27 protein-coding genes are annotated in these 24178 nt (G+C 30.9%); 7 read left to right on the forward strand and 20 right to left on the reverse strand.

From position 1 onward, the window contains the following. Positions 1-97: 97 nt before the first annotated feature. Genes ileS through ACY3JO_RS07760 form a run of 4 tightly spaced genes read left to right on the forward strand, consistent with a single transcriptional unit; the run spans position 98 to position 5640 of the window. A complete protein-coding gene (gene ileS / locus ACY3JO_RS07745) occupies positions 98-3022 on the forward strand; it encodes an isoleucine--tRNA ligase (RefSeq protein ID WP_463084425.1) in 2925 nt (974 codons plus the stop codon). Positions 3023-3042: 20 nt separating this feature from the next. Continuing rightward, positions 3043-3933, forward strand: a complete 891-nt coding sequence (locus ACY3JO_RS07750; RefSeq protein ID WP_463085665.1) for an ABC transporter substrate-binding protein — start codon at positions 3043-3045, stop codon at positions 3931-3933. Continuing rightward, positions 3923-4858, forward strand: coding sequence for a FecCD family ABC transporter permease (locus tag ACY3JO_RS07755; RefSeq protein WP_463084426.1), 936 nt, complete (start codon positions 3923-3925; stop codon positions 4856-4858). Before ACY3JO_RS07750 ends, ACY3JO_RS07755 begins: the two co-directional genes overlap by 11 nt. Next, on the forward strand, positions 4855-5640 hold the full coding sequence (locus ACY3JO_RS07760) for an ABC transporter ATP-binding protein (protein WP_463084427.1): 786 nt from the start codon (positions 4855-4857) through the stop codon (positions 5638-5640). The genes ACY3JO_RS07755 and ACY3JO_RS07760 overlap by 4 nt, the downstream gene beginning before the upstream one ends. Here the strand turns inward: ACY3JO_RS07760 and ACY3JO_RS07765 are convergent. From ACY3JO_RS07765 to ACY3JO_RS07825, 13 genes are read right to left on the reverse strand one after another with little or no spacing between them, the layout of a single operon-like run. Further along, on the reverse strand, positions 5615-6205 hold the full coding sequence (locus ACY3JO_RS07765; RefSeq protein ID WP_463084428.1) for a hypothetical protein: 591 nt from the start codon (positions 6203-6205) through the stop codon (positions 5615-5617). The genes ACY3JO_RS07760 and ACY3JO_RS07765 overlap by 26 nt on opposite strands. Positions 6206-6208: 3 nt before the next feature. Further along, the gene (rpe, locus tag ACY3JO_RS07770) at positions 6209-6871 is read right to left on the reverse strand and encodes a ribulose-phosphate 3-epimerase (RefSeq protein WP_463084429.1); all 663 of its coding nucleotides are present in this window, start codon (positions 6869-6871) and stop codon (positions 6209-6211) included. A 1-nt stretch (position 6872) separates the two neighbouring features. After that, the gene (locus ACY3JO_RS07775; protein WP_463084430.1) at positions 6873-7418 is read right to left on the reverse strand and encodes a PASTA domain-containing protein; all 546 of its coding nucleotides are present in this window, start codon (positions 7416-7418) and stop codon (positions 6873-6875) included. Beyond that, entirely contained in the window at positions 7415-8467 is a 1053-nt protein-coding gene (rlmN, locus tag ACY3JO_RS07780; protein ID WP_463084431.1) for a dual-specificity RNA methyltransferase RlmN, read from the reverse strand. The genes ACY3JO_RS07775 and rlmN overlap by 4 nt, the downstream gene beginning before the upstream one ends. Then, on the reverse strand, positions 8457-9752 hold the full coding sequence (gene rsmB, locus ACY3JO_RS07785; RefSeq protein ID WP_463084432.1) for a 16S rRNA (cytosine(967)-C(5))-methyltransferase RsmB: 1296 nt from the start codon (positions 9750-9752) through the stop codon (positions 8457-8459). The genes rlmN and rsmB overlap by 11 nt, the downstream gene beginning before the upstream one ends. Then, on the reverse strand, positions 9752-10441 hold the full coding sequence (locus ACY3JO_RS07790) for a zinc metallopeptidase (RefSeq protein WP_463084433.1): 690 nt from the start codon (positions 10439-10441) through the stop codon (positions 9752-9754). The genes rsmB and ACY3JO_RS07790 overlap by 1 nt, the downstream gene beginning before the upstream one ends. A 30-nt stretch (positions 10442-10471) precedes the next feature. After that, on the reverse strand, positions 10472-11413 hold the full coding sequence (gene fmt / locus ACY3JO_RS07795) for a methionyl-tRNA formyltransferase (RefSeq protein ID WP_463084434.1): 942 nt from the start codon (positions 11411-11413) through the stop codon (positions 10472-10474). Beyond that, positions 11410-11868, reverse strand: a complete 459-nt coding sequence (gene def / locus ACY3JO_RS07800) for a peptide deformylase (RefSeq protein WP_463084435.1) — start codon at positions 11866-11868, stop codon at positions 11410-11412. The genes fmt and def overlap by 4 nt, the downstream gene beginning before the upstream one ends. A gap of 12 nt (positions 11869-11880) precedes the next feature. Next, positions 11881-13995 (reverse strand): replication restart helicase PriA, encoded by a 2115-nt coding sequence (gene priA / locus ACY3JO_RS07805; protein WP_463084436.1) that lies wholly within the window; start codon positions 13993-13995, stop codon positions 11881-11883. A gap of 9 nt (positions 13996-14004) precedes the next feature. After that, the gene (rpoZ, locus tag ACY3JO_RS07810) at positions 14005-14208 is read right to left on the reverse strand and encodes a DNA-directed RNA polymerase subunit omega (protein ID WP_463084437.1); all 204 of its coding nucleotides are present in this window, start codon (positions 14206-14208) and stop codon (positions 14005-14007) included. Further along, positions 14195-14824, reverse strand: coding sequence for a guanylate kinase (gene gmk / locus ACY3JO_RS07815; protein ID WP_463084438.1), 630 nt, complete (start codon positions 14822-14824; stop codon positions 14195-14197). Before gmk ends, rpoZ begins: the two co-directional genes overlap by 14 nt. Further along, the gene (locus tag ACY3JO_RS07820; RefSeq protein ID WP_463083587.1) at positions 14821-15081 is read right to left on the reverse strand and encodes a DUF370 domain-containing protein; all 261 of its coding nucleotides are present in this window, start codon (positions 15079-15081) and stop codon (positions 14821-14823) included. Before ACY3JO_RS07820 ends, gmk begins: the two co-directional genes overlap by 4 nt. Positions 15082-15099: 18 nt before the next feature. Beyond that, on the reverse strand, positions 15100-15957 hold the full coding sequence (locus tag ACY3JO_RS07825; RefSeq protein WP_463084439.1) for a YicC family protein: 858 nt from the start codon (positions 15955-15957) through the stop codon (positions 15100-15102). A gap of 69 nt (positions 15958-16026) precedes the next feature. Here ACY3JO_RS07825 and rsmI point away from each other — a divergent pair, with 69 nt between their 5' ends. The 3 genes from rsmI to ACY3JO_RS07840 are packed head-to-tail and all read left to right on the forward strand — an operon-like array spanning position 16027 to position 19006. After that, on the forward strand, positions 16027-16890 hold the full coding sequence (rsmI, locus tag ACY3JO_RS07830; RefSeq protein WP_463084440.1) for a 16S rRNA (cytidine(1402)-2'-O)-methyltransferase: 864 nt from the start codon (positions 16027-16029) through the stop codon (positions 16888-16890). Positions 16891-16916: 26 nt separating this feature from the next. Further along, positions 16917-17924: a phosphate acyltransferase PlsX gene (gene plsX, locus ACY3JO_RS07835; RefSeq protein WP_463084441.1), complete on the forward strand. Its 1008-nt coding sequence runs from the start codon at positions 16917-16919 to the stop codon at positions 17922-17924. Continuing rightward, the gene (locus ACY3JO_RS07840) at positions 17921-19006 is read left to right on the forward strand and encodes a type IV pilus twitching motility protein PilT (protein WP_463084442.1); all 1086 of its coding nucleotides are present in this window, start codon (positions 17921-17923) and stop codon (positions 19004-19006) included. The genes plsX and ACY3JO_RS07840 overlap by 4 nt, the downstream gene beginning before the upstream one ends. On the opposite strand, the gene ACY3JO_RS07845 is transcribed toward ACY3JO_RS07840, so the two are convergent. The 7 genes from ACY3JO_RS07845 to speD all read right to left on the reverse strand — a co-directional run bounded on the left by ACY3JO_RS07845 (position 19003) and on the right by speD (position 24084). Next, complete coding sequence (locus ACY3JO_RS07845; protein ID WP_463084443.1) at positions 19003-20064, reverse strand: glycosyltransferase; 1062 nt, start codon at positions 20062-20064, stop codon at positions 19003-19005. The two genes, ACY3JO_RS07840 and ACY3JO_RS07845, sit on opposite strands and share 4 nt — an antisense overlap. 28 nt (positions 20065-20092) lie before the next feature. Beyond that, positions 20093-21259 (reverse strand): glycosyltransferase family 4 protein, encoded by a 1167-nt coding sequence (locus ACY3JO_RS07850; RefSeq protein WP_463084444.1) that lies wholly within the window; start codon positions 21257-21259, stop codon positions 20093-20095. 216 nt (positions 21260-21475) lie between these two features. After that, complete coding sequence (gene aroQ, locus ACY3JO_RS07855) at positions 21476-21919, reverse strand: type II 3-dehydroquinate dehydratase (protein WP_463084445.1); 444 nt, start codon at positions 21917-21919, stop codon at positions 21476-21478. Continuing rightward, the gene (locus tag ACY3JO_RS07860) at positions 21906-22436 is read right to left on the reverse strand and encodes a shikimate kinase (RefSeq protein WP_463084446.1); all 531 of its coding nucleotides are present in this window, start codon (positions 22434-22436) and stop codon (positions 21906-21908) included. The genes aroQ and ACY3JO_RS07860 overlap by 14 nt, the downstream gene beginning before the upstream one ends. Beyond that, positions 22433-22561 (reverse strand): hypothetical protein, encoded by a 129-nt coding sequence (locus ACY3JO_RS07865; RefSeq protein ID WP_463084447.1) that lies wholly within the window; start codon positions 22559-22561, stop codon positions 22433-22435. The genes ACY3JO_RS07860 and ACY3JO_RS07865 overlap by 4 nt, the downstream gene beginning before the upstream one ends. 144 nt (positions 22562-22705) lie before the next feature. Further along, positions 22706-23620 carry a polyamine aminopropyltransferase gene (gene speE, locus ACY3JO_RS07870; protein WP_463084448.1) on the reverse strand — a complete coding sequence of 305 codons (915 nt, stop codon included), beginning with the start codon at positions 23618-23620 and terminating at the stop codon, positions 22706-22708. A 35-nt stretch (positions 23621-23655) separates the two neighbouring features. Beyond that, positions 23656-24084 carry an adenosylmethionine decarboxylase gene (gene speD, locus ACY3JO_RS07875; protein WP_463084449.1) on the reverse strand — a complete coding sequence of 143 codons (429 nt, stop codon included), beginning with the start codon at positions 24082-24084 and terminating at the stop codon, positions 23656-23658. Between the last annotated feature and the right edge of the window lie 94 nt (positions 24085-24178).

Below are 24178 nucleotides of genomic sequence, written 5' to 3' on the forward strand. Positions count from 1 at the left end.
AAGATTTTCTTCCACCCCTTTTTTTATTCTTGACATAAATCTCATATATAATATACTAACCTAAGTCTTTACATATATTTTTGGAAGGAGGGATAACTTGTTCAAGAAACTACCATCACTAATAAACTTCCCACAGATGGAAGAAGAGATAATGAAATTTTGGAAAGATAGAGATACATTTAAAAAATCCTTAGAAATAAGAAAGGGATCACCCAGATTCAATTTCTATGAGGGACCACCCACCGCCAACGGTAAACCTCATGCAGGTCATGTTCTACCCAGAATATACAAGGACCTTTTCCCAAGATATAAAACCATGCAAGGATATTACGTGCCAAGAAAAGCAGGATGGGATACCCATGGACTTCCTGTAGAGCTTGAGGTAGAAAAAGAGTTGGGTATTAACAGCAAACAAGAAATAGAAAAATACGGGATAGAAGAGTTTAATAAAAAATGTAGAGAAAGTGTATTTAGATACGAAAGGGAATGGCGACTATTTACAGAGAGAATTGGTTTCTGGATTGATATGGATAATCCCTATATTACATTAAGTAATGACTATATAGAATCAGTCTGGTGGCTTTTAAAAAAGATTTGGGAAAGAGGCTTACTTTATAAAGGATATAAAATTGTCCCTTGGTGTCCAAGATGCGAAACAGCTCTATCAGATCACGAGGTAGCTCAGGGTTATAAAGAAACAGAAGACCCATCTATTTTTGTAAAATTTAAGATAAAAAATCAAAATGATACATATTTTCTTGCATGGACTACAACTCCATGGACCCTTATATCCAATGTAGCATTAGCTGTACATCCTGATGAAGATTATGTGAAAGTAAAATTTAATAACGAATACTACATATTAGCAGAAAAAAGGTTAACTTATGTATTTCCAGAAGGAAACTACGAAACAATAGAAAAGTATAAAGGCAAAGATTTAGAAAAAACTTATTATGAACACCTATTCAATTTCTTACCCATCGATAAAGATTCTCATTATGTTGTACTTGGAGATTTTGTAACCTTAGAAGATGGTACAGGAATTGTCCATATCGCACCAGCCTTTGGAGATGAGGACTTCCAAATAGGGAAGAAATATGATCTTCCCTTCTTACAACCTGTAGATCAAAATGGCAAATTTATAAAAGAGGTTGAACCATGGGCAGGGATGTTCATTAAAAAAGCTGATCCCTTAATCATTGAAAATCTAAAAAATAGGGGCTTATTATTTAAAGAAGAAAAATTTCTACACTCTTATCCATTCTGTTGGAGATGTGATACTCCTTTGATTTATTATGCCAGAGCCTCATGGTATATAAAAACTACTGCAGTAAAAGAAGATTTACTGAGAAATAATCAAAAAATAAATTGGTATCCAGAACATATTAAAGAAGGAAGATTTGGTAATTGGCTAGCTAATAATATCGATTGGTCGCTAAGTAGAGAAAGATATTGGGGTACTCCACTACCCATATGGATATGTGAGTCTTGTGGACACCAAGAATGTATAGGAAGCTATAAAGAATTAGGTATCACTGATACAAAAAACTTTGATCCTCATAAACCTTATATAGACAAAATTACATTAAAATGTCCAAAATGCGGGGATACAATGTATAGAGTACCTGAAGTTATTGACTGTTGGTTTGATTCAGGAGCTATGCCAGTAGCCCAATGGCATTATCCTTTTGAAAATGAGGAGGAATTTAAAGCTTCTTTTCCCGCAAACTTCATATGCGAAGCTATTGATCAAACAAGAGGATGGTTCTATAGTCTTCTTGCTATATCTACCTTAGTATTTAACAAACCTGCTTATAATAATGTTCTTGTAACGGAATTAGTTTTAGATGAAAAAGGCGAAAAAATGAGTAAACATAAAGGTAATGTAGTTGATCCCTGGCTAATATTGAATAAATACGGAGCAGATGCTTTAAGATGGTATATCTTTACTGTAAGTCCTCCATGGGTACCACTAAAATTTTCGCCTGATGCTGTAAATGAAGCCCTTAAAAAATTCCTTTTAACCTTATGGAATACTGTTTCTTTCTTCTCCATTTACGCAGAAATAGATGATTTTAATCCAACACAAAATAGTATTTCATTAGAAAAACTTGAAGATCTCTCTGATAGATGGATTATATCAAGACTAAATAGCTTAATATTAAAAGTAAAAGATGATATGGACAAATTTAATGCTACTTCTGCAGCAAGATCAATACAAAGTTTTGTCATAGATGACCTAAGTAACTGGTATATTAGATTAAATAGAGAAAGATTCTGGAAATCTAAAAAAGACAATGATAAATGGTCAGCTTATACAACTACTTATACTGTAATAAAAGAGCTTACTAAGCTTTTAGCTCCTTTTATCCCATTTACAACAGAAAAAATATATCAAGAAATAGTTAGAGTAGCAGAAAAGGAAGCCCCCGAAAGTGTGCATCTTTGTGATTATCCTCAAGGAGAAATTAAATATATAGATTCTGTATTAGAAGCAGATATGGAAATAGTTAGAAATATTGTTACTATAGGAAGAATGCTTAGAAATCAAGCAAACATAAAAATAAGACAACCGTTATCAAAGATATGGATAAACACGAAAGGAAATAAAGAGAATCTTGAAAAACTTTCTAAATACATAAAGCAAGAACTTAATGTCAATGATGTAATTTTCGATAATCTAAAAGCAAAAGACAATATATTAATTCATCAAGACGATAACCTGCAAGTAGGATTGGACATAACAATAACAGAAGATTTATTAAAGAAAGGAATATTGAGAGAGTTAGAGCATAAAATTCAAATGCTAAGAAAAGAAGCAAAATTAGATTATGCCGATAGAATAAAATTCTACTATCAAGGGTCTCCTAAAATAAAGGAAATCATAGAAGAAAACAAAGAAGAACTCTCAGAAGAAATTTTGGCTATTGAAATACATGAAGGAGAAATACCAGATACTGCTTATAAAAAGAATATAAAAGTGTATGATGAAGAGATATTAGTAGGTTTTGAAAAAGTTTAAAAGGGGGGTTTAGATAAGTGATGAAATTTAAAAAACTATCCATTATATTTATCATATTAATTTTAGTAAATACTATCTTTTCCTTTTCTTCAATCTTACCAATATCTATAAAAGATGATATAGGAAGAGAAATAACCATTAAAGAGTATCCTAAGAGAATTATATCTCTTGCTCCTTCATCAACTGAAATACTTTTTGAAATAGGTGCTGGAGATAGAGTGGTTGGAGTCACTGATTTTTGTAACTATCCAAAGGAAGCTCAAACAAAAGAGAAAGTAGGAGGTTTTAGCAATCCTAACATAGAAAAAATTATCTCCTTAAAACCAGATTTAATTGTTCTATACAAAAGTTTTCCAAAGGAAGTTTTTAACCAATTGGAAAAATCTCTTCAAAATGCTTTATTTATTGTTCTTGATCCAAAAACTTATGAAGATGTAATGAAAGATATCATATTAGTAGGCAAGGCCGTAGGAAAAGAAAATGAAGCAAGGAAAGTTTACAACAATATGCTTAATGGATGGTTAGAGATACAAAAAAGAGTTGCTTCTATAAAGAAATCTCCAAGGGTTCTTTTCTTAATTTGGAATGATCCATTTATATCTGTATCACCTTCCACCTTTCTGGGTGATCTTTTGAAAAAACTAAAAGCCAAAAATATTGTAGAAAATAACGAGCCAGAATACCCTATTCTTAGTTTAGAGTATATTGTCTCAAAAAATCCTGATGTTATAATTATTGGAGAAATGTCAGGTATATCAAGGGAATCAATAATAAACCATCCAATATTAAAAGATACGAATGCAGTAAAAAATAAAAAAGTTTTTACAGTAAATGATGATTTAGTTTTCAGACCAGGCCCAAGACTTGTGGAGGGATTTAAAACGCTTTATAAAATCTTATATGAAAATTAAACTTTCCTTTCTACTATTACTTTTACTTTTTTTAAGTATTATATCTGTAAAAATAGGAGACATAAAAGAGAATAATGAAGTCCGGGGAATCATTATATATAACATAAGACTACCCCGGACTCTTTTATCTATTTTTGTTGGTGGAAATCTTGGTATTGCAGGAGCTATTCTTCAGAGTCTTTTCCACAATCCATTAGCAGAACCTCATATTGTAGGCTTATCCTCCGGCGCACTATTAGGTACTACTATATATTTTCTTATGGCTGGAAGTACCTGGGATATAGATCCCCTTTTTACACCTTGGTCTGCTATTTTAGGCTCTCTTTTTGTTCTATTCTTACTTTTAACCTTTAATCAAAAATTTCAAAGTTCAAACACCTTAATACTTTTAGGTGTATCATTAAACTCTTTATTATCTTCCTTTACTTCTTTATTACTTTTTTTAAAACAGAAAACTTTCCAAGGGGTTTATTTTTGGATTCTTGGAGGCTTTAATGGCAAATCATGGAATCACTTTTATATTCTACTTCACTACTCATTAATAAGCATACCATGGACTTTCTTGTGGAGGAAAAAATTTAATATTCTATTCCTAAGCGAAGAAGAGATATATAGTCTTGGAATCTCTTTAAAAAAGATCCAACCATTAATAATAATACTTTTAACAATTTTAATAGCCCCATCAGTTGCAGTATCTGGAATGATAGGATTTGTTGGCCTTATTTCTCCCCATCTAATGAGAGTATGGGAAACATCAGACTACAAGTGGCTAATACCATCAAGTTATCTTGCAGGATCCATCCTTTTATTATCATCGGATATTTTATCAAGAATTCTTTTTTATCCAACAGAAATACCAGTAGGTATAATAACGTCTTTCTTAGGTGTACCATTCTTTATCTATCTTCTTATCAAAAGACAATGATAAAATTTTTAAATGTAAGTGCTGGCTACGAAACTAAGAAAATAGTATTAAAGAATTTTACCTGGGAAACACCCGAAAAGGGTTTTATAGGAATAATTGGCCCTAATGGGGCTGGGAAAAGTACTATTTTTAGATTAATTATAAGGTATATTGTACCTATTTTAGGTGAGATATATTTAAATAATATCAATATTAAAAAATATTCACAGGAGAATTTAGCAAGAATTATAGCTCTTCTTCCTCAAAAACCTATATGGGAACCCTCTTTATCAGTAGAAGAATATATATCCTTAGGTAGGTACCCTCATCATCCCTCATGGAGACCATTAAGTAAAAAAGATATTATAAGAGTAAATGAAATTATGATATCAACAGATACCATAATACTTAGAAAGAAAAAATTACATCAACTTTCAGGAGGAGAATTACAAAGGGTTATTATCGCAAGAATACTAGCCCAAGACCCTCAAATTATCCTTCTAGATGAACCTACAAATAATTTAGATCCATATTATCAAATAAGCATCTTAGAGAAGATTAGAGAATTAAGCAAAGAAATACTAATTATAGCTAATCTACATGACATAAACTTAGCCTCTTTTTATACAGATTATGTCTTAGCTTTAAGAAATGGTATGGCTCTATCCTTCGGGAAAACAAAAGAAGTATTAAATTGTAATCTTTTAAATCAACTCTTTAATATAAGATATACAGAAATAAATTATAAAAATAAAAAAATATTTTTACCTTTTCACATTACCAATCAGGAAGAGAAATCTTAGAAAGCCTTCTATCTATAAGCCAGATTCGTATTATAAGGGCAAGTATACCACCAAATATCACTTGGGAGAACGTTAGAAGATAAAAGAAAGCAAGAACAACTAAAAAAATCTTCGTTTCATTTTTCTTTGAAGCAAAAATGAAATGTTTACTTAGAGTAATCTCTCCCTTTACACTACCTGGATATTCTCTGTATATCCAAATATTACTTAAAAATCCAGGAATATCCAAATAAAAGAAATATAAAGATAGGGTAAATCCTACAATAACCTCATATATCTCTTTACTAAAACCTTTTTGAGTTGTAAGATACCATACAAAAAGTACATATATTATAAGAAACATATTAAGAAACCAAAATATTGGTCCTCTCTTTTTGGGTTTCTCTTTTTCTTTCTTCTCATCCTTTCTCCAAGGTGGGACAATCTCTCCTACTCCTTCTACTTTTATATATTTCTTAGCATCATCTTCATAAGACATACTTTCCCTTTTTTCCAGTATATCACGAAATATAATCATAAAAATGACTGCCAAAGGAATAAACCACGGTTCATAAATAAATCCCATTTATTATACCTCCTTATAAGTAATAGTCTTCATTCTTAAAATAACATTTTTAGGATCTTCTGAACCAAAAATTCCTTGTCCACTAATCAATATGTTTGCCCCAGCACTAACCACCAAAGGAGCAGTTTTTAAATCAATACCCCCATCTACCATTATATCTAAATTTATCCCCTCCTTAATAGCTCTTTCTCTTAGATCTCTTATTTTTTTTAGACAAAAAGGTAAAAATTCCTGTCCCCCATAACCAGGATTTACAGTCATAAGTAGAACTAAATCCACCTCTCCAAGAAGATAATCCAAAGTAGACAGAGGAGTTGCTGGATTCAAGGTTATAAAAGGACGAACTTTATACTCTCTTATATATTTTAATAATCTTTGAGGATGATAGGTATTTTCAATGTGAAATCCTAAATGATCAGCTCCAGACTCTATAAACATATCTACAAAAAGTTCTGGTTTTTCAACCATAAGATGTACATTAAGAGGTAAATTAAATCTCTTTTTTATCGCCTTCACTAAAGATGGACCATAACTTAGATTAGGGACAAAATGTCCATCCATAATATCAACGTGTAATGCATCTGAATATTCCTCAACAAGTCTTATAGATTTTTCCATATTTAAAAGATCAGCTGAAAGAATTGAAGGAAAAACTTGGACTTTCATTTTACTCTCCCTCAGAAGTGTATGTAGATTCAGGAGTATTTCCATAAGAAGACGTGGTAAAGGTATATAAAAGAACCGTTCCACCCTTTTCCATATATATATTAGCTTGAGGGACTTGTTTTACCACATATCCCTCCTTATTTCCATCAAAATCAACCACAAAACCTGCCTTCTCAAGAATATTCAAAGCCTCTCCCATATCTTTATACCTCACATCTGGAACTTTAGCAAAAGAGGCAGGCATATTTACCCATAAAATTATACTACTTCCTATTGGAACCTTAGTAGTCAATGGATTCTGATCTAAAACCAATAAAAAATCTTTTTTTCTATCCATTAATATACCACCAATCACAATTTTAAAGTTTTTTTCTGATAATATCTTAGAAGCTTCCATAATATTTTTTCCTCTTACATCAGGAGGAACAACAGATTCTACATTTGAAGATACAGCATTCTTAAAAAGGATTATAAAAAGAATAAAGATTAATAGATTTATTCCTATAAGGATGTAAAGTATAAGCTCCTTAATTGGAATTTTTTTCATAATTCAATCCCCCTCATACCTAAATAAGTCGCTCTTAATTGGCCACATCCAGCCCTAATTTTACATCCATAAGAAATTCTTAATGTATTATTTATACCATTCTTATCTAAGATCTCTTTAAACTTCCTAATAGAATAAATATCAGAAGGTTCCCATGGATATTCCTTTACTTTATTCCAAGAAATTAAATTCACATGAGCAGGTTTACCCTTAAGAAGTATAGATAGTTTATTTGCATGTTCAATTCTATCATTAAAATCTTTTATAAGCACATATTCAAAAGTTATTCTTCTTTTTGTAACACTTGCATAAAACCAAGCACTTTCTAATAACTCTTCTATGGGATATTTTTTATTAATGGGAATTATTTGATTTCTAAATTCATTGTCAGGAGCATGTAAAGAAATAGCAAGCCTTACTTTAACTTTTTCATTTGCAAGATCATATATCCTTGGAACTATTCCAACAGTAGAAATAGTTATATGTTTACTACCTATTCCAAATCCCCAATCACTGTTGAATATCTCTATAGATCTTATTACTGCATCATAATTAGCTAAAGGTTCACCCATTCCCATAAAAACTATATTGGAAATTCTTTCTCCTTCATTCCATAACTCTTTTTGAATTGTCAATGCTTGCCCAATAATCTCCTCAACCTTTAAATTTCTTTTCAAACCTATTAGTCCTGTAGCACAAAATTTACAAGAAAAAGAACAACCTACCTGCACAGATATACATATGGTATTTCTATTATGATGCCTTATAAGAACGGTTTCTATATTTTCACCATCTGATAATTGTAAAAGATATTTGATGGTATTATCTGCATCTTTCTTATCAACAACATGAGGAAGGTCAAAAGAGAAAAACTCTTTTAATTTATTTCTTAGATTCATAGGCAAATTACTCATCTTCACAGGATCCCATTCTCCTTTTTTATATATCCAATTCAAAAACTGATCTACCCTATAGGATAGCTCATTCCATCCTTTAAATATCTCTAAAAGATTTTCTTTATTTAGTGAAAATATATTTTTAGTACTCACGGCTCAACAAGCTAATAAAAAAACCATCAGTTTTATATTTATAGGGTAAAACTCTAAATATCCCATTAAACTCCTCATACCTATAGGAGAATTTTTCTAAAATAAAATTGGGATTATTTTGGAGAAAAGATAAAACCACACCTTCATTCTCACTCCAAGTAAGCGTACATGTACTATAGAGAATTTTTCCTCCTCTTTTAACTAATTTTCCCGCTCTCTCTAAAATCTTTAATTGTAATTTAGAATTTTCATAAATTTGATCCTTTGCTAACCTCCACTTTATTTCAGGTTTATGACTCAAAACTCCTAAACCTGTGCATGGGGCGTCTAAAAGAACTTTATCAAAAATACCATTAAAAGATTCTGGAATAGATGTAGCATCTATATTTAAAGTCTCTATTATTTTAACTCCTAACCTTTTTGCATTCTCTTCTACTAAACTTATCCTATTTTTATTAATATCTACAGATACTATTTTTCCCTCATTTTTCATTAATTCAGCCATATGTGTACTTTTAAGACCTGGAGCAGAACAAAGATCAATAACTTTTTCTCCTGGTTTTGGATTTAATATTAAAGCAGGTAACATAGAAGCTTCACTCTGTATAATGAAATAACCTTCTCTAAATAGGTCTAAATTTTCTAAAAAAACTCCATTTTTCAGTATTAAGGCTTGATCAACTAAATAACCATCTTCTACATCAATACTTCTTTTTGTTAATTCTCTTTTCAAATCTTCTTTATTTGTTTTCAGGGTATTCACCCTTACAGAAAATCTCTGAGGTTTATTACTCCAAGACGCTATCTTAATCTTTTCAGCTGTGCCTAAATAATCGTCCCATTCATCTAATATAAAATCTGGAATAGCATATTTTAGATTTTCAGAAAAAGATCTTAAATCAAGATTATTCCTATTTTCAATGATTCTTCTTGCAACGGCGTTTATTAACTTAGCTTCTTTGGGAACTTTCTCTTTTGCTACTTCAACGATTTCATTTATTGCAATAGGAAGAATAGTATTTCTAATAAAATATACATGATATACTACTAATCTTAAAAGAATTTTTGCATATAAAGAAAGACTATCTTTTTTAACATATTTTCTCCATATAAAATCTAAAGTATCTCTCCACCTCGTAACTCCATAAACCAACTCTGTAATAAGATGTTTTTCATTGATAGAAAGATTGTAAATAGGAAGCCTATTCCTCAGAAGAATATTTAAATAGGCTTCCTTCTTTTCTAATTCATATAAAATCTCAGCTGACCTTTTTCTTACCTCCATTAGTCGCGATTTCTCATATTTGCAAGTAAAATAAGACGGAAGAGGTTCAATAATGCAGTTAAAGCAGCAGCAAGATAAGTAAGAGCTGCAGCATTTAAAACTTGCTTTACCCCCTCTGCTTCTTGAGGTGTAACAATTCCCAAAGATAATAAAATCTCACGAGCTCTTTTACTTGCATTAATTTCCACAGGAAGAGTAACAACATAGAAAAGTACAGCCAAAGAGAAGGCCAATATACCTATATTCATGAGACTAGGGCTACCAAATAAAAATCCTAAGAAGAAAAGTGGAAAAGCAAGATTAGTCCCTAAATTAGCTATAGGTACAAGAGAAGATCTAAGAGCAAGAGCATAATAACCTGTAGCATGTTGAACAGCATGTCCAATTTCATGAGCAGCTACACCCACTGCTGCTACAGAATAAGAAGAATAAACAGGTTCAGAAAGCCTCAAAACCTTTGATGATGGATCATAATGATCTGTGAGACTTCCTGGAGCCATCTCTATTCTAACATCATTTAAACCAAGAGCTCTCAATATTATTTCAGCCGCCTCTCTTCCCGTTAATCTCTTAGAGTTAGGTATCTCTGAATAATATGTAAAGGTAGCTCTAACTTTCAAGCTCGCATATATAGACAATAACAATGCAGGTAGCAATATAATATATGTGGGATCCCAAAAGAAAAACATTTATATATCACCTCCAAATTTAATATATTATTAATCAAATTTTTCACCTATACTTAGACGATAACCATTTAAAAATTCTTTATAGGTCATCTTTTTTTTATTTTCGGGTTGAAGCTCTAATATATATAATATCCCATTTGTAGCTTTAATACCAATGCCTTTATTTCTATCTATAACAGAAATAGTACCATTTTCATATTCTAAATATTTATTGGTAATCTCGTAATTTGCCTTGTAAACTTTAAGAATTTTACCTCTAAAAAAGGTAAAAGCCCCAGGTTCTGGAGACAAAGCTCTAATCTGACACCATATCTTTTTAACATAATTTTTCCAGTCTATTCTCTCCTCTTCTTTAGAAATCTTAGGAGCATAAGTTGCCTCACTATCATTTTGAGGTGTAGGTTTTAAAGTACCATCTTTTATTTTAGGAAGCACCTCTAAAAGTAAATCTGCCCCTAAATTAGCTAATTTTATAGTTAAGGATTCCCTGTTATCTTCAGGAAGAATAGGAATCTTCCTTATTGCATAAACTGGTCCTGTATCTAAGCCTTTTTCCATTTGCATAATAGAAATTCCTGTCTCATCTTCACAATTCATTAGAGCTCTTTCGATAGGAGATGCACCTCTATACTTAGGTAAACAAGATGCATGGATATTAATACCACCAAAAGATGGTATAAGCAAAAGGTTTTCTGGTAGTATCTTTCCATAAGCTGCAACTATAAAGGCATCAGGATTAAGATTTTTTATAATTTCTTCTATTTCAAAATTGTTCCTTAGTCTCTCCGGCTGATATAGAGGAATATTTTTCTCCTTAGCAAAAAGTTTAACAGGTGATGGAATTATTTTTTTACCTCTTCCTTGCGGTTTATCAGGTTGAGTTACTACTGCCAATATATTTAATTTCTCATATATTTTTTCTAATATAATTCTTGCAAAAATTGGAGTACCAAAAAATATTACCCTCATCATATATTGTTTCCTACCTCTTCTACTATACCTCTATCCACAATTAAAACTCCATCTAAATGATCTATCTCATGTTGAATAACCCTTGCTAAAAGACCCTTTGCTCTATATTTTTTCACTTTTCCACTTAAATCTTGAGCCTTAAAAACAATTCTTTCATATCTTTTTATTTTTAACTCTATACCTGGAACACTTAAACAACCCTCTAAACCAATAACCTCTCCTTCAGCCTCCAATATTTCAGGGTTAATAAAAGCAATAGGTTTATTTTCATAATCGACCACTATAATTCTAAGAGATTCTCCTACTTGAGGAGCAGCAAGTCCTACACCATTTGCAAATTTCATCGTCTCAATCATATCCTCTACAAGTCTCTTAATCTTTGTATCTACATTCTCAACTTTATGAGCTTTTTGCTTTAACACAGGATCTCCAATCTTTCTTATTTCAAGTATCATTTCTATATCACCTCATAAATTAGTTTCATTCATATCTACATTTATTATAAATTTTACATTAGAAAAAGGAGTTTTACTATCCTCACAAATATCTTTTAGCATCCTACTCTCTATAATTCCTTTTCTATCTTTTATCAATATCTGATATCTAAACTTATCCTTTATAAGATAAGGATAAAAAGGAGCTGGTCCTAAAACCTCCAAATCAGCATATTTTTCCTCCAATATAGCTACCATCTTTTTACCCTCACACACAACTTCGTCTTCATCTGAACCTTCTACTATAATCTGATGTAAAATAGAAAAGGGAGGATAAAAAAGTGATTTTCTTAATTTTAACTCATAATTTAAAAAGGTTCCATAAGAATTGCTTTTTATAGCTTTTACCACATAATGGGAAGGAGAATAAGTTCTTAATATGATTTCTTCGCCTTTAAAGAAAGATTTAATTCTATTTAACATATTGAAAGCTTTTTCAGGCATAGAAAAATCAGGGATATGAATGAAATTATCCAAATTATATATTATAAGAACTCCTGCATCTTCAAGATCTAACCACGGTTCTATCATTTTTGTACCTACAATAATATCAGCCTCTTTTATTAAGGATTCATACTGAAGCTCTATCTCGCTATCTATTCTTAGAACCTTACAATTCTTGAAAGTTTTAACTAAATACCTCTCAAGTTTTTCAGTACCGATACCACCAAAAATAAAATTATATCCTTGACATACAGGACACATAGTAGGTGGAAGAGAAGTAAAACCACAGTAATGACATTTTAAAACTTTGTCTTCATCTTGGTGAAAAACTAACGGCGATCTACAATGAGGACACATAAAAATATATCCACAATCCACACATTGAATACATGTAGAAAAACCTAAGCGATTTAACAATATCAGAACTTTCCTCTTTACCCTCATATTATCATTTATTCTCTTTAAGGAATAGCTATCTAAAAAATCTTCGTTTTTATTTCTTCTTAAATCAATTATCGTAATTTTTTTCTTTATTAAATCGGGAACTCTGACAAAATTAAACATTTTTTTAGAAATAGCCTGATAAAAATCCCTTATAGAGGGAGAACTGGATCCCAATATGATGGGAATTCCTTCAAACTCTGCCCTTTTTAAGGCTACTTTAACACCATCATATTTGGGTTCTTTCTCTCTCATATCATAAAATTCATTCTCTTCTTGATCAACAATAATTACCCCAAGACTATTAAAGGGTAAAAAAAGTCCTTTAGTTGTACTAAGAATGATAGCCCTTTCAGTTCCTGCAATTTTATATACTCTATATGCCTGAGACTCTGTTAAAAGTCCATGATAAAAGTAAAAAGGGACTGGAACTAAATCTGATAAAAATTCACCAAATTTAATTAAAGTCTTTATAGTTGGAAATACTAAGAGAACACTTTTTCCTTTTTGATAAAAATATTTTAATAACTCAAAATACATTTTCCATCTTTTTTTCTGAGATTCAATAAAAAGTAAAAGAGGTTTATTAACAATTTTAAGTATATTATCTATATCTATTTCAAAGTTTCCCCAACTATCGCTGATCTTTTCACTTTGAAAAACAGTTTTTCTTGGTGCTTTCTCCTTTATTACAATTTCAAATCTCTCCTCTATGGCCCCTTTTTTAATAAGCTCATTTATAACCGATTCAGAAACCTTTCCTACTTCTTTTCTTAGTTCTTCCACTGTTTTTTCCTCAAAAAGGCTTATAAAAACTTTTTCTTGCTTTTTTGTCATATCTACAGCCACATCCTTAGCTACCAAATATCTTTTGATATCTAAGTCAATTCCTGTAGGAAATATATAATTTGCAGTCCTATATAAAGAATTCCCATAGTAATCACTTACCCAATTAACTAAATTAATAAGAGATGTTCCAAGAGATGGAACCTCTGTTAGTTGAGCATGTATCGGCTGAAGATTATATTCTATGCTATTATCTTCTAAGATATCCCAAATATAACCAATTTTTTTAGATTTTTTTAGGGGAACAATAACAGGACTACCTATTTCAATATGTGAAAATTCCTCTGGAATTGAATAGTATAAAAAATCTCTTTCTGGAATATAGGTTTCAAAAAGAATTACTTTTGCTACCTTCACCAAAAGCTCTTATAGTTCGCTCTCTTCTCCCTCTTTAAAGGTGACCTTTCCTTTAGCTATTTCTTCCATAGCAAGAATTAATGGATCCTTAGCCACAGTCTTTAAGAACTTTAGTTCCTCAAAAATTTGTCTTGCCCTTTTTGAAACTGTTACTGTCAATACATATTTATTTGAGATTTTTTCTAAAAGTTCATCAATATTAAGTTCTTTCATCAAATTCACCTCCAAATAATTTTAAAAAATATTCAATTTTCTCCTTACAAAGTTTATGCCTCTCTGCTATTATAATACTTCTTACTCTATCAACTGCATTTTCTATATCATCATTTATAACAGCATAATCATAATAAGAAATTTTAGAAATTTCAAGAGGAGCATTTTTAAGACGGATTTCTAAATCTCTTAGATCCTCTGTTTCTCTGCCTATAAGTCTTCTTTTTAATTCTTCAAAATCAGGTGGTAAAACAAATATTAATATGGCTTTATCATTAATCTTTTTAACATTTATTCCACCTTGCACATCAATTTTTAATATAACATCAACCCCTTTATTCACAAACTCCTCTATTATTCTCTTGGGAGTACCGTATAGATATCCATGCACCACTGCCCATTCTAAGAACTCTCCCTTTTCAACCATCTCTTTAAAAGTTTTTTCGTCTGTAAAATAATAACTTTTACCTTCTTCCTCTCCTAATCTTTTGGGTCTTGTAGTAAAAGATACAGATTTTACTAAGTTTGGTACTAATCCAAGAAGTCTTTCTAAAATAGCATCCTTACCAACTCCAGAAGGGCCAGAAAGAACAAAAAGATTTCCTTTAAAAATCATTTTTCATTCTCCTCTAATTTTTCTCCACCCTCTATTCTCGCTGCAATAGTTTCTGGATGTAAAGCAGACAAAACTATATGACCACTATCTAATACAAGTACGGCTCTTGTCTTTCTTCCATAAGTTGCATCTATAAGTTCATTACGATTTTTAGCATCAGATAAAAACCTTTTTATGGGTGCAGAATCAGGACTTATAATAGCCACAACTCTCGAGCTCACCACCATATTACCAAACCCAATATTAATAAGTTTCATAATTAGTTCCACTCCCCTCTATTCAATATTTAATGTTAATTCTCTAATTTTTTCTAATTCTTTTTTTAAATCAATAGCATAAAACATAATAGACGTTTTTGCAGTTTTACTTGATAAAGTATTTATTTCTCTATTCATTTCTTGAAGTATAAATTCCAATGTTTTCCCTATAGACCCATCCTTTTTTATCTCTTCATAAAATCTTCTTATAAATTCATCAATTCTAGTTATCTCTTCATTGATATCAGTTTTCATAAGAAGAAGAGCAACTTCTTGATAAAGTCTATCCTCATTTATATTGTTGAATTCAAATTCCTTTAACTTCTTTTCTAAAAAGAGTTTTGCCTCTTTTTGCCAATTCTCTTCTTCTCTTTTAACATTAGAAAGGAGTGTTTCTATTTTATTTAGACTTTCTAATATAGCCTTTTTAATGCTTTCTCCTTCTTCCCTTTTATATCTATCAAACTCTTCTATTAACAACTTTGTCTCGGAAATTATTTTTTTACAATCCTCATCATTAAAAATTCTATTTTCTGTAAAGAATATTTGAGGGTTAGCAAGAATCTCTTTCCAATTATATATAGCCTCTGAATTTCCAGTAATTTTACCAAGATCTTTTAAGATATTACTAAGAAGATCTATATTTAACCTTGAATAGTTTTCAGGTGATTTATGAATCTTTAAAGAAAAAACCACATATCCCCTTTTTACATAGCGTTTTATCTCAGTAATTATTTCCCTTTCTAAAAAAGAAAGAGCATCAGGTAAGTTTACCTTAATTTCTAAAAAACGATGATTGTAGCCTTTTATTTCTAAAAAAAAAGTAAGGCTATCAATAACAAATTCTCTAAATGCTGAAGAAGTCATACTTTTCATTTTACTATAATTTTACTTCACCACTTTACATTTGCCAAGTGGAAAAATATATTTATAATTTAAGTAAGTATGGGAAAATTATATGTGGTAGCAACACCAATAGGAAATTTAAAAGATATTACTTTTAGAGCTATAGAGGTTCTAAAAAGCTGTCCCATAATTGCTGCCGAGGACACTAATCATACTAAGATTTTATTAAAAAAGTATGAGATTGAAAATAAAACTATCATTTCTTATTACAAATATAACGAGAAAAAAAGAGTAAAATTATTTTTAGATTTACTTATAAACAAAAATTTAGACATTGCTTTGGTTTCAGATGCTGGAACACCATGTATATCTGATCCTGGTTATCAAATAGTAAAAACTGCCAGAGAAAATGATATAGATGTAATTCCAATTCCTGGCCCCTCATCACTAATAGCAGCTCTTTCCATATCAGGAATCCCTCTTAATACCTTCTACTTTGCAGGTTTTTTGCCTAAATCATCAAAAAGAACAGAATATTTAAAAAAGATAGAAGAAAAAGAGATAGAAACTTTTGTTATATATGAATCCCCCAAGAGAATTGATGAACTTTTACAAGATATATTAAAAATATTTCCCAATTCTATATTATGCGTATGTAGAGAACTTACAAAAACCTTTGAAAAGGTATATTATGGTAATATAGAAAAGGTAATAGAAGAAGTTAGTAAAGATCCATATAAAGAAAAAGGGGAATATACTATTATAGTAAACTGGGAAGGAAAGGCTAAAAAAGACTTCGAAAAAGATATTTCCATTGAAGCTATACTTTTTGATGAACTTATTAAACAAGACCTTTCTTTAAAAGATGCAATTGAGAAAGTATCTAAAAAATTAAACATACCTAAAAAAGAAGTTTATAAGGCGTCAATAAACTTAAAAGAGAAAATTAAGAGAATATTATAACATTTAGAAAGGAGGAATTTTGTTTCATGAAAATAGCTCTTGACGCAATGGGGGGAGATTATGCTCCTATAGAGATTGTAAAAGGAGCCATTGAAGCACTATCTGAAATAAAATCAACAATTGTACTTGTAGGGAATAAGACGTTAATTGAATACGAGTTAAATAAATATAAATTTGTGAAACATAGAATTGAAATAGTTCATGCAGAAGAAGTAATAGAAATGCACGAACATCCAGCTTTTGCAGTAAAAGAAAAAGAAAATTCCTCAATTGTAAAATCTATTAAATTAATAAAGGAAAAAAGTGTAGATGGAATGGTATCTGCAGGTAATACTGGAGCAGTAATGAGTAGTGCATTACTCTATTTGGGAAGGCTAAAGGGAATTAAAAGACCAGCTATAACTACATTTCTTCCTACTATAAACAATATACCCACTATTATGTTAGATATAGGGGCAAATGTAGATTGTAAAAAGGAATATTTAGTACAATTTGCCTTAATGGGTAAAATATATATGGAATCAATTTTTAATGTAGAAAATCCTAAAATAGCATTACTAAATATAGGTGAAGAGGAAGGAAAAGGTAATCAGTTGGTTCAAGAAACTTATTCTTTATTAAAGAATACGCCTTATTTTAATTTTTATGGAAATGTGGAAGGAAAAGATTTATTTAAAGGAATAGTCAATATAATTGTATGCGATGGATTTGTAGGAAATATCGCTATAAAAACAGCGGAAGGTTTAGCAGAAACCTTACTTGAATTAATATCAAAAGAATTTAAGAGCTCATGGTGGAGTATTATTCTCGCCTTACTTCTAAAATCAAAATTCAGAAATGTGAAAAAAAGTATGGATTATAGCGAATTTGGTGGAGCTCCTCTTCTCGGGATAAATGGTAATGTTATCATATCCCATGGAAGATCAAAGTCCAAAGCTATTAAAAATGCACTAAAATTAGCAGAAAAGGTGATAGACTTAAGAATTAATGATAAAATTATGGAAGGATTAGAAAAACTTTCCATAGAGAGGTGAGGAAAATTAGACCTGATAAATTTGAAAAAATTATTAATCTTGCAATAAATCTTGATGCTTCAGATATCCATCTTAAAGTGGGAACACCTCCTGCAGTAAGAATCATGAAAGATATAGTCTTATTAAAAGAGGATCCTTTAACTTCAGAGGAAGTAGAAAACTTAGCCTTCAGTATAATGCCTCCAACAGCAAGAGAAATTTTTCAAAAGAATAAAGAAGTGGATTTTCCTTTTGAAAAAAAAGGATTAGCAAGATTTAGAGTAAATGTCTACACCCAAAGACAAACCATAGCCATTTCAATGAGATTAATAAAAATTAATATACCATCAATAGAAGAATTAGGTCTCCCTCAAATAATAAAAAGTCTTGTAATGAAGAGAGCAGGTCTCATATTGGTTACTGGCCCATCTGGTTCTGGGAAGTCCACCACATTAGCAGCAATGATCGAATATTTAAATCAAAATGAGAACCTAAATATTATCACCATTGAAGACCCTATTGAATATGTCTTTACAGATAAATTATCTCTCATCTCTCAAAGAGAAATAGGAATTGATACTGCTTCTTTTTCTTCAGCTCTTAAAATGGCTTTAAGGGAAGACCCAAACGTAATTATGGTGGGAGAGTTAAGAGATCTTGAAAGCGTTTCCGTAACCCTGCAAGCGGCTGAAACAGGACATTTGGTACTAAGCACCTTGCATACTATAGATGCTGTTTCTACAATAAGTAGAATCGTAGATATGTTTCCTCCTCACCAACAAAATCAAGTTAGATTTCAGCTTGCAAGCACCTTAGTAGGAATTATTTCCCAAAGGCTTCTTAAAAGAAAAGATAAAATGGGCTTAGTTCCTGCATGCGAAGTTCTAATAGGAAATTCTACTGTAAGAAAATGGATAAGAGAGAATAAACTAACAGAGATTCCAAAGATTATTCAAGAAGGTCAATTAGAAGGAATGCAATCCTTCAATCAACACTTATTAGAGCTCTATAGGAAAAACATAATAGAAGCAAGTGAAGCTTTGATGGCAAGTCCTAACCCTTCAGACTTAGAACTTGCCATCAAAGGCATCACAGCAGGCTAAACTACAGTTAATTCTTTTCTAATACTTAGCATATCCATCATTGTAAAATATGCCAATAGATAGGAAAGCAAGCTTTCAGACCCTTGATTCACGTTAACTCCATCAGGAGTTATGGCATCATAGCATCCATATGTCTCATTATCTATAAGAGAGACTTTCCTTGAGTTTTTTCCGTGAAACCACATAAAGACATCTTTGGCTTTACCAACATAACTTACATCTTTTAGGACCTCATAAGCCTCTTTGTAAAGCAATATCATTTCTCCTGCTTCTACTGGTTGTTCATCATATTCCGCTACAGTTCCACCTCTTATATACCAACCATTGCAACCTATGGGTTTAAAATATCCATATCTAAATACAATTTTCTCTAAAAACTCCATACTATCTAATGCTATGTCCCAAATATCTTTTTCCCTTAACACCTTATAAGCCACAAAAAGAGAGAGAGGAAGAATCGCATTACTATACGCCATTATATCTTCAAACCATCTCCATGATTCATCCATATTTTCTCTAAATTGTCTTACTAAGGATTTGGAAAGGTGAGAAATATATTCTTTAATTTGAGCTCTATCTAAGGTGCTTTCTTTTAAAGAATAGTATAACCCTAATATAACATATGCTTTAGCTCTTGGAGATTTTATATATTCAATATATTTCAAAGCATTATGCAAAAGTTCTTTATAAAGCATTCTTACATTTAAAGGTAGTATATTCTCAGAAACACAGTAACCAAGAGCCCATATTGTTCTTCCAAAACTATCTTCAGAACCTTCATCTTCCAAAAATCTTCTATCATAACCCATAAAATTTCTAAAGTTACCTTTTGGGGTTTGAGCATTTAATATAAAAGATGAATATCTATATATAAGATTTAAATATTTTTCCTCTCCATAATTTCTATAAAACATAGTAGCAACAATTAATGCCCTCGAATTATCATCGGTAGTATACCCAAAACGGGGATCTGGAACTCCAAACTTTGAGTGTTGAATAATTCCAGTATCATCAGTTAGTCTGAATAAATGTTCATCTCTGGGGCGAATAAGTTCCATTTTTTCCACCTCCTTCCACTAAATGTTTCTATCTTTTTATTTTAACTTCGTCAAATAACTTTATATATCTCTCTGCCACTACATTCCACCACATACTTTTGCCATATTCAAAGGCTTTTTTCTCAATATTTTCTCTAAGATCTTTATTGTAGTAAACTTCTTTAATAGCTTTTGCAATAGCATTAGAATCTCTAAAATCAACTAATATTCCTCTTCCACCCGAAAGAAGCTCCTCTGCATACCTATAAGCTGTTGATATGATAACTTTTCCAGAAGCAAGAGCATAACTCAATGTACCACTTACTGCTTGTTCTTTACTTAAATATGGCGTCACATAGATATCTGATAATTGTAAATATTTCAATATCTCATCTAATGTTAAATATCTATTTACAAACATTACATGATCCTCTAAATTACATTCCTCAACCATATTCATCAATTTATCTCTATAACTTTCTCCAGAATGCTTAATTATACCAGAATGAGTTCTACCAAGAATTAAATATATGATATTGGGAATCTCGTCTTTTACTTTAGCAATAGCTTCAACAGCATACTCAATTCCCTTTCCTGGTCCAATAAGCCCGAATGTGCTTACTACAAATCTTTCTTCTAAACCAAACTCTTTCTTAAGTTTTACCCTATCTACTTTAGTATTTATTGGAACACCATGAGGAATATGTACAATCTTTTCCTCAGATATACTGTAAATATTCACCAATAATTCAATAGTATTTCTGGCCATTGTTACCACTTTTACTGCTTTTGACCCAATATAACTTACAATATACTTTTGTTTGTCGGTTGGATTTAATAGGACTGTATGCAAAACAAATATAAATGGTTTCTTAATATTATCAACTAAATTAAGAAGATATTCTCCATATTCACCACCATATATACCATACTCATGTTGTATTACCAAAAGATCTATATCTGATTCATTGATAAATTGTGCAACTTCAAAATAACTTTCTTTTTCGAATTGTCTTAATTCTTTAATAACTTTCTCATTATAAAAATAAATATCATCACTTATAGCAATAACATTTGTATTAACAAAAGGATTATATAAAGGAGCAATTTTATCTATTTCAGATACTAAATCTTCAGTAAAAGTTGCTATACCACATACTCTTGGAGGATAAGTACTCAAAAAAGCTACATTTATAGCTACTCTATCTTTTACCATAAGTCCCCACCTCCTTTATAGAGTGAGAATATCAAAAGACTTGTTTTTAGATGAAACTTTAAATCAGATTTTAGTCTACCGATTTTTGTGGTACCAAAATAGTTATTTTTTATATATTTACATTATATATCTATCTGTAAAAATTATATATAATAACAGAAAAATAGTCAAGTTGTATATTTGAGATGATAATAGTATGAATAAAAAGATTTCTAATCAAGAGTTACAAATGTAAGAAATATAATCTAAGGCAAGAAGATAACTATAAATTCCAAATCCTGATATCTGACCTATACATACTGGAGCAATAACTGACTTATGTCTAAAATCTTCTCTTGTATAAATATTACTTAAATGAACTTCTATAGTGGGTTTTTTTACTGCAGTTATAGCATCTCTTATCGCATAACTATAATGGGTTAAAGCCCCTGCATTAATAATAATAAAGTCTACTTTACTACCCAAGTCCTGAATCCAATCTATAATCTGACCCTCCCAATTAGATTGCAAAATAGTTATCTCAAACCCCTTCTCCTTTGCTTTTTTTGTAAGAATATTATTCAAAGTTTTAAAATCTACATCACCATAAATATGGGGTTCTCTAATACCCAAAAGATTAAGGTTTGGACCATGTATTAATAATATTTTACATTTTTCCATATGCTTGCAGACCTTTAATTATCTCTTTAACAATTAAATTAGGATTTTTTCCTTCAGTGCCTAAAATCAAATGGGCAGTTTCTCTATAATACTTTTGCCGCATTTCATATATCTCTTTAACTTCCTTTATATCTCTTTTAAGAATTGGTCTTTTCTTAAACTCTTCTTCTTTTTGCAATCTATTTATTAAGGTATCAAAATTACCATATAAGTAAATTACAAAGGATTTTTCTTTTAATAATTTTCTATTCTCTTCTTTTAGTATAATTCCCCCTCCTGTTGAGATTATAACTTTTTCATAATCCTCTATCACTTCATTAAGATAAAATGACTCCCTTTCTCTAAAATAATCTTCACCCTTATCAGAGAAAATTTTAGTTATTTTTTCCCCCTCTTTTTCTTCTATATAACAATCCAAATCAATAAAAGGATAACTCAACTCTTTTGACAAAAACAAACCTACTGTGGTTTTCCCACTACCCATGAAACCTATAAGGGCTATCCTATTTATATTCATCTACCAATAAAATACATTCCCCAAAGTATGAATATGCTTGCTAAAAAAAATACCGACACAATCAGCGCAACTATCCTGATAACTTGCATTTTCTTTTCTTTTTTTGTTTTTGCTTTCTTTGCCATAAAATTATCCCTCCGAATTATACCCTTCTCTTACATCATAACAGTTATTATAGTGAGGACACTTCTGACAACATCCTATCTTGTGATTCAAACACTCATTATAATATGGGCATTCCTCACAACAAAACATTAAAAACCTCCCTTTTAATCCTCTACCGCATATAGAGGAGCATTATCATATGCTACTCTATCTTCCTTTTCAATTATATTTCTTAGATTTTTAGGTAATGAAAACATCATTTTATGGGTTTCCCCATCATAAAACTTCAGCCCCTCTAAGCCTTTATTTTTCAATATATCATCAATTTCTTTTTCCGAATATTCTTTTGGATCTATTTTATCACTTGCAAATATAAAACTCCATATGAAATCATAAGCAGGTACATAAGCTTGGTAAGATCTAACCTTTTTAAAAATAGCTCTTAATGTTGAATTCATCACTGCATGGAAATATATCTTTAAATGATGTGTGGTACCCGCCTGCATTACAAAAATTCCATTTTCCTTTAAATGTTGTTTAACGATATTATAAAATTCATAAGTAAACAATTTTACAGCTGGACTTCCTTCCATAGGTTCAGATAAATCACTTATAATTACATCAAATTGATCCTCTGTTCTTTCTAAGTAGGCCCTTGCATCATCTATAATAAGTTTCGTTCTATGGTCTTCAAAAGAACCTTGATGCCACTCTGGCAAAAACTCTTTTGAAACCCTAACTACTTCCCCATCTATATCCACCATTACTGCTTCCTTTACATCTTTATGTCTTAAAACTTCACGGAGAGTGGCACCTTCAGCTCCACCCATAATCAAAACTTTCTTTTGTTTGGATGGATTTAAAACAAGAGCAGGATGTACTATTGCCTCGTGATATATAAACTCATCCTTTTCACTGGATTGAATTCTTCCATCCAAAATTAAACACTTTCCATAAAAACTACTTTCTATAACCTCAATCTTTTGAAAAGGTGATTGCCCTGTATAATAAAACCTACTTACACCATGCCAGTGAATCTCACTGGGATGATTCTTTTCAGTTATCCAATAAGCATCCATACATTGTCCACCTTTCCAACATTATTTTTTACCAGTCAACCTACAGTCTCTTTTTCCTCTTCCTTCTCCTCCTTAGGCTTATAATTAAAATTACCTGCCTCTATTGGAAGAATACCGCGCTTGGCCTCAAAAGTTATTACTTGTTCTGCATGCAAATAATTATTCAAATATTCAAAAGCCTTCCATGGATTAACATGATCTCCACAAGTAAAGAGATCGCAAGCAGCAAATCCATATTCTGGCCATGTATGTATAGCAAGATGAGATTCAGATATAACTACTACCCCGCTTACACCATATGGACTAAATTTGTGAAATACGACCTCAACCACTTCTGCTCCAGCAACAACAGCCGCATTTACCATTATTTCCTTAATCTTTTCCACATCATTTAATATTTCACGGTTGCAATTGTACATCTCAGCCAAAATATGCCTTCCTAAGGATTTCCCAGTGATATTCACTTCGGTCCCGCCTCCTTTCTCAAAAATTTTACGAAAGCAATTTTATCACTAACACCATTATTTATCAAGAGATTTTCTAGGAAAAATAGCTAAA

It is taken from the genome of Dictyoglomus sp. LHC4 (assembly GCF_055181355.1).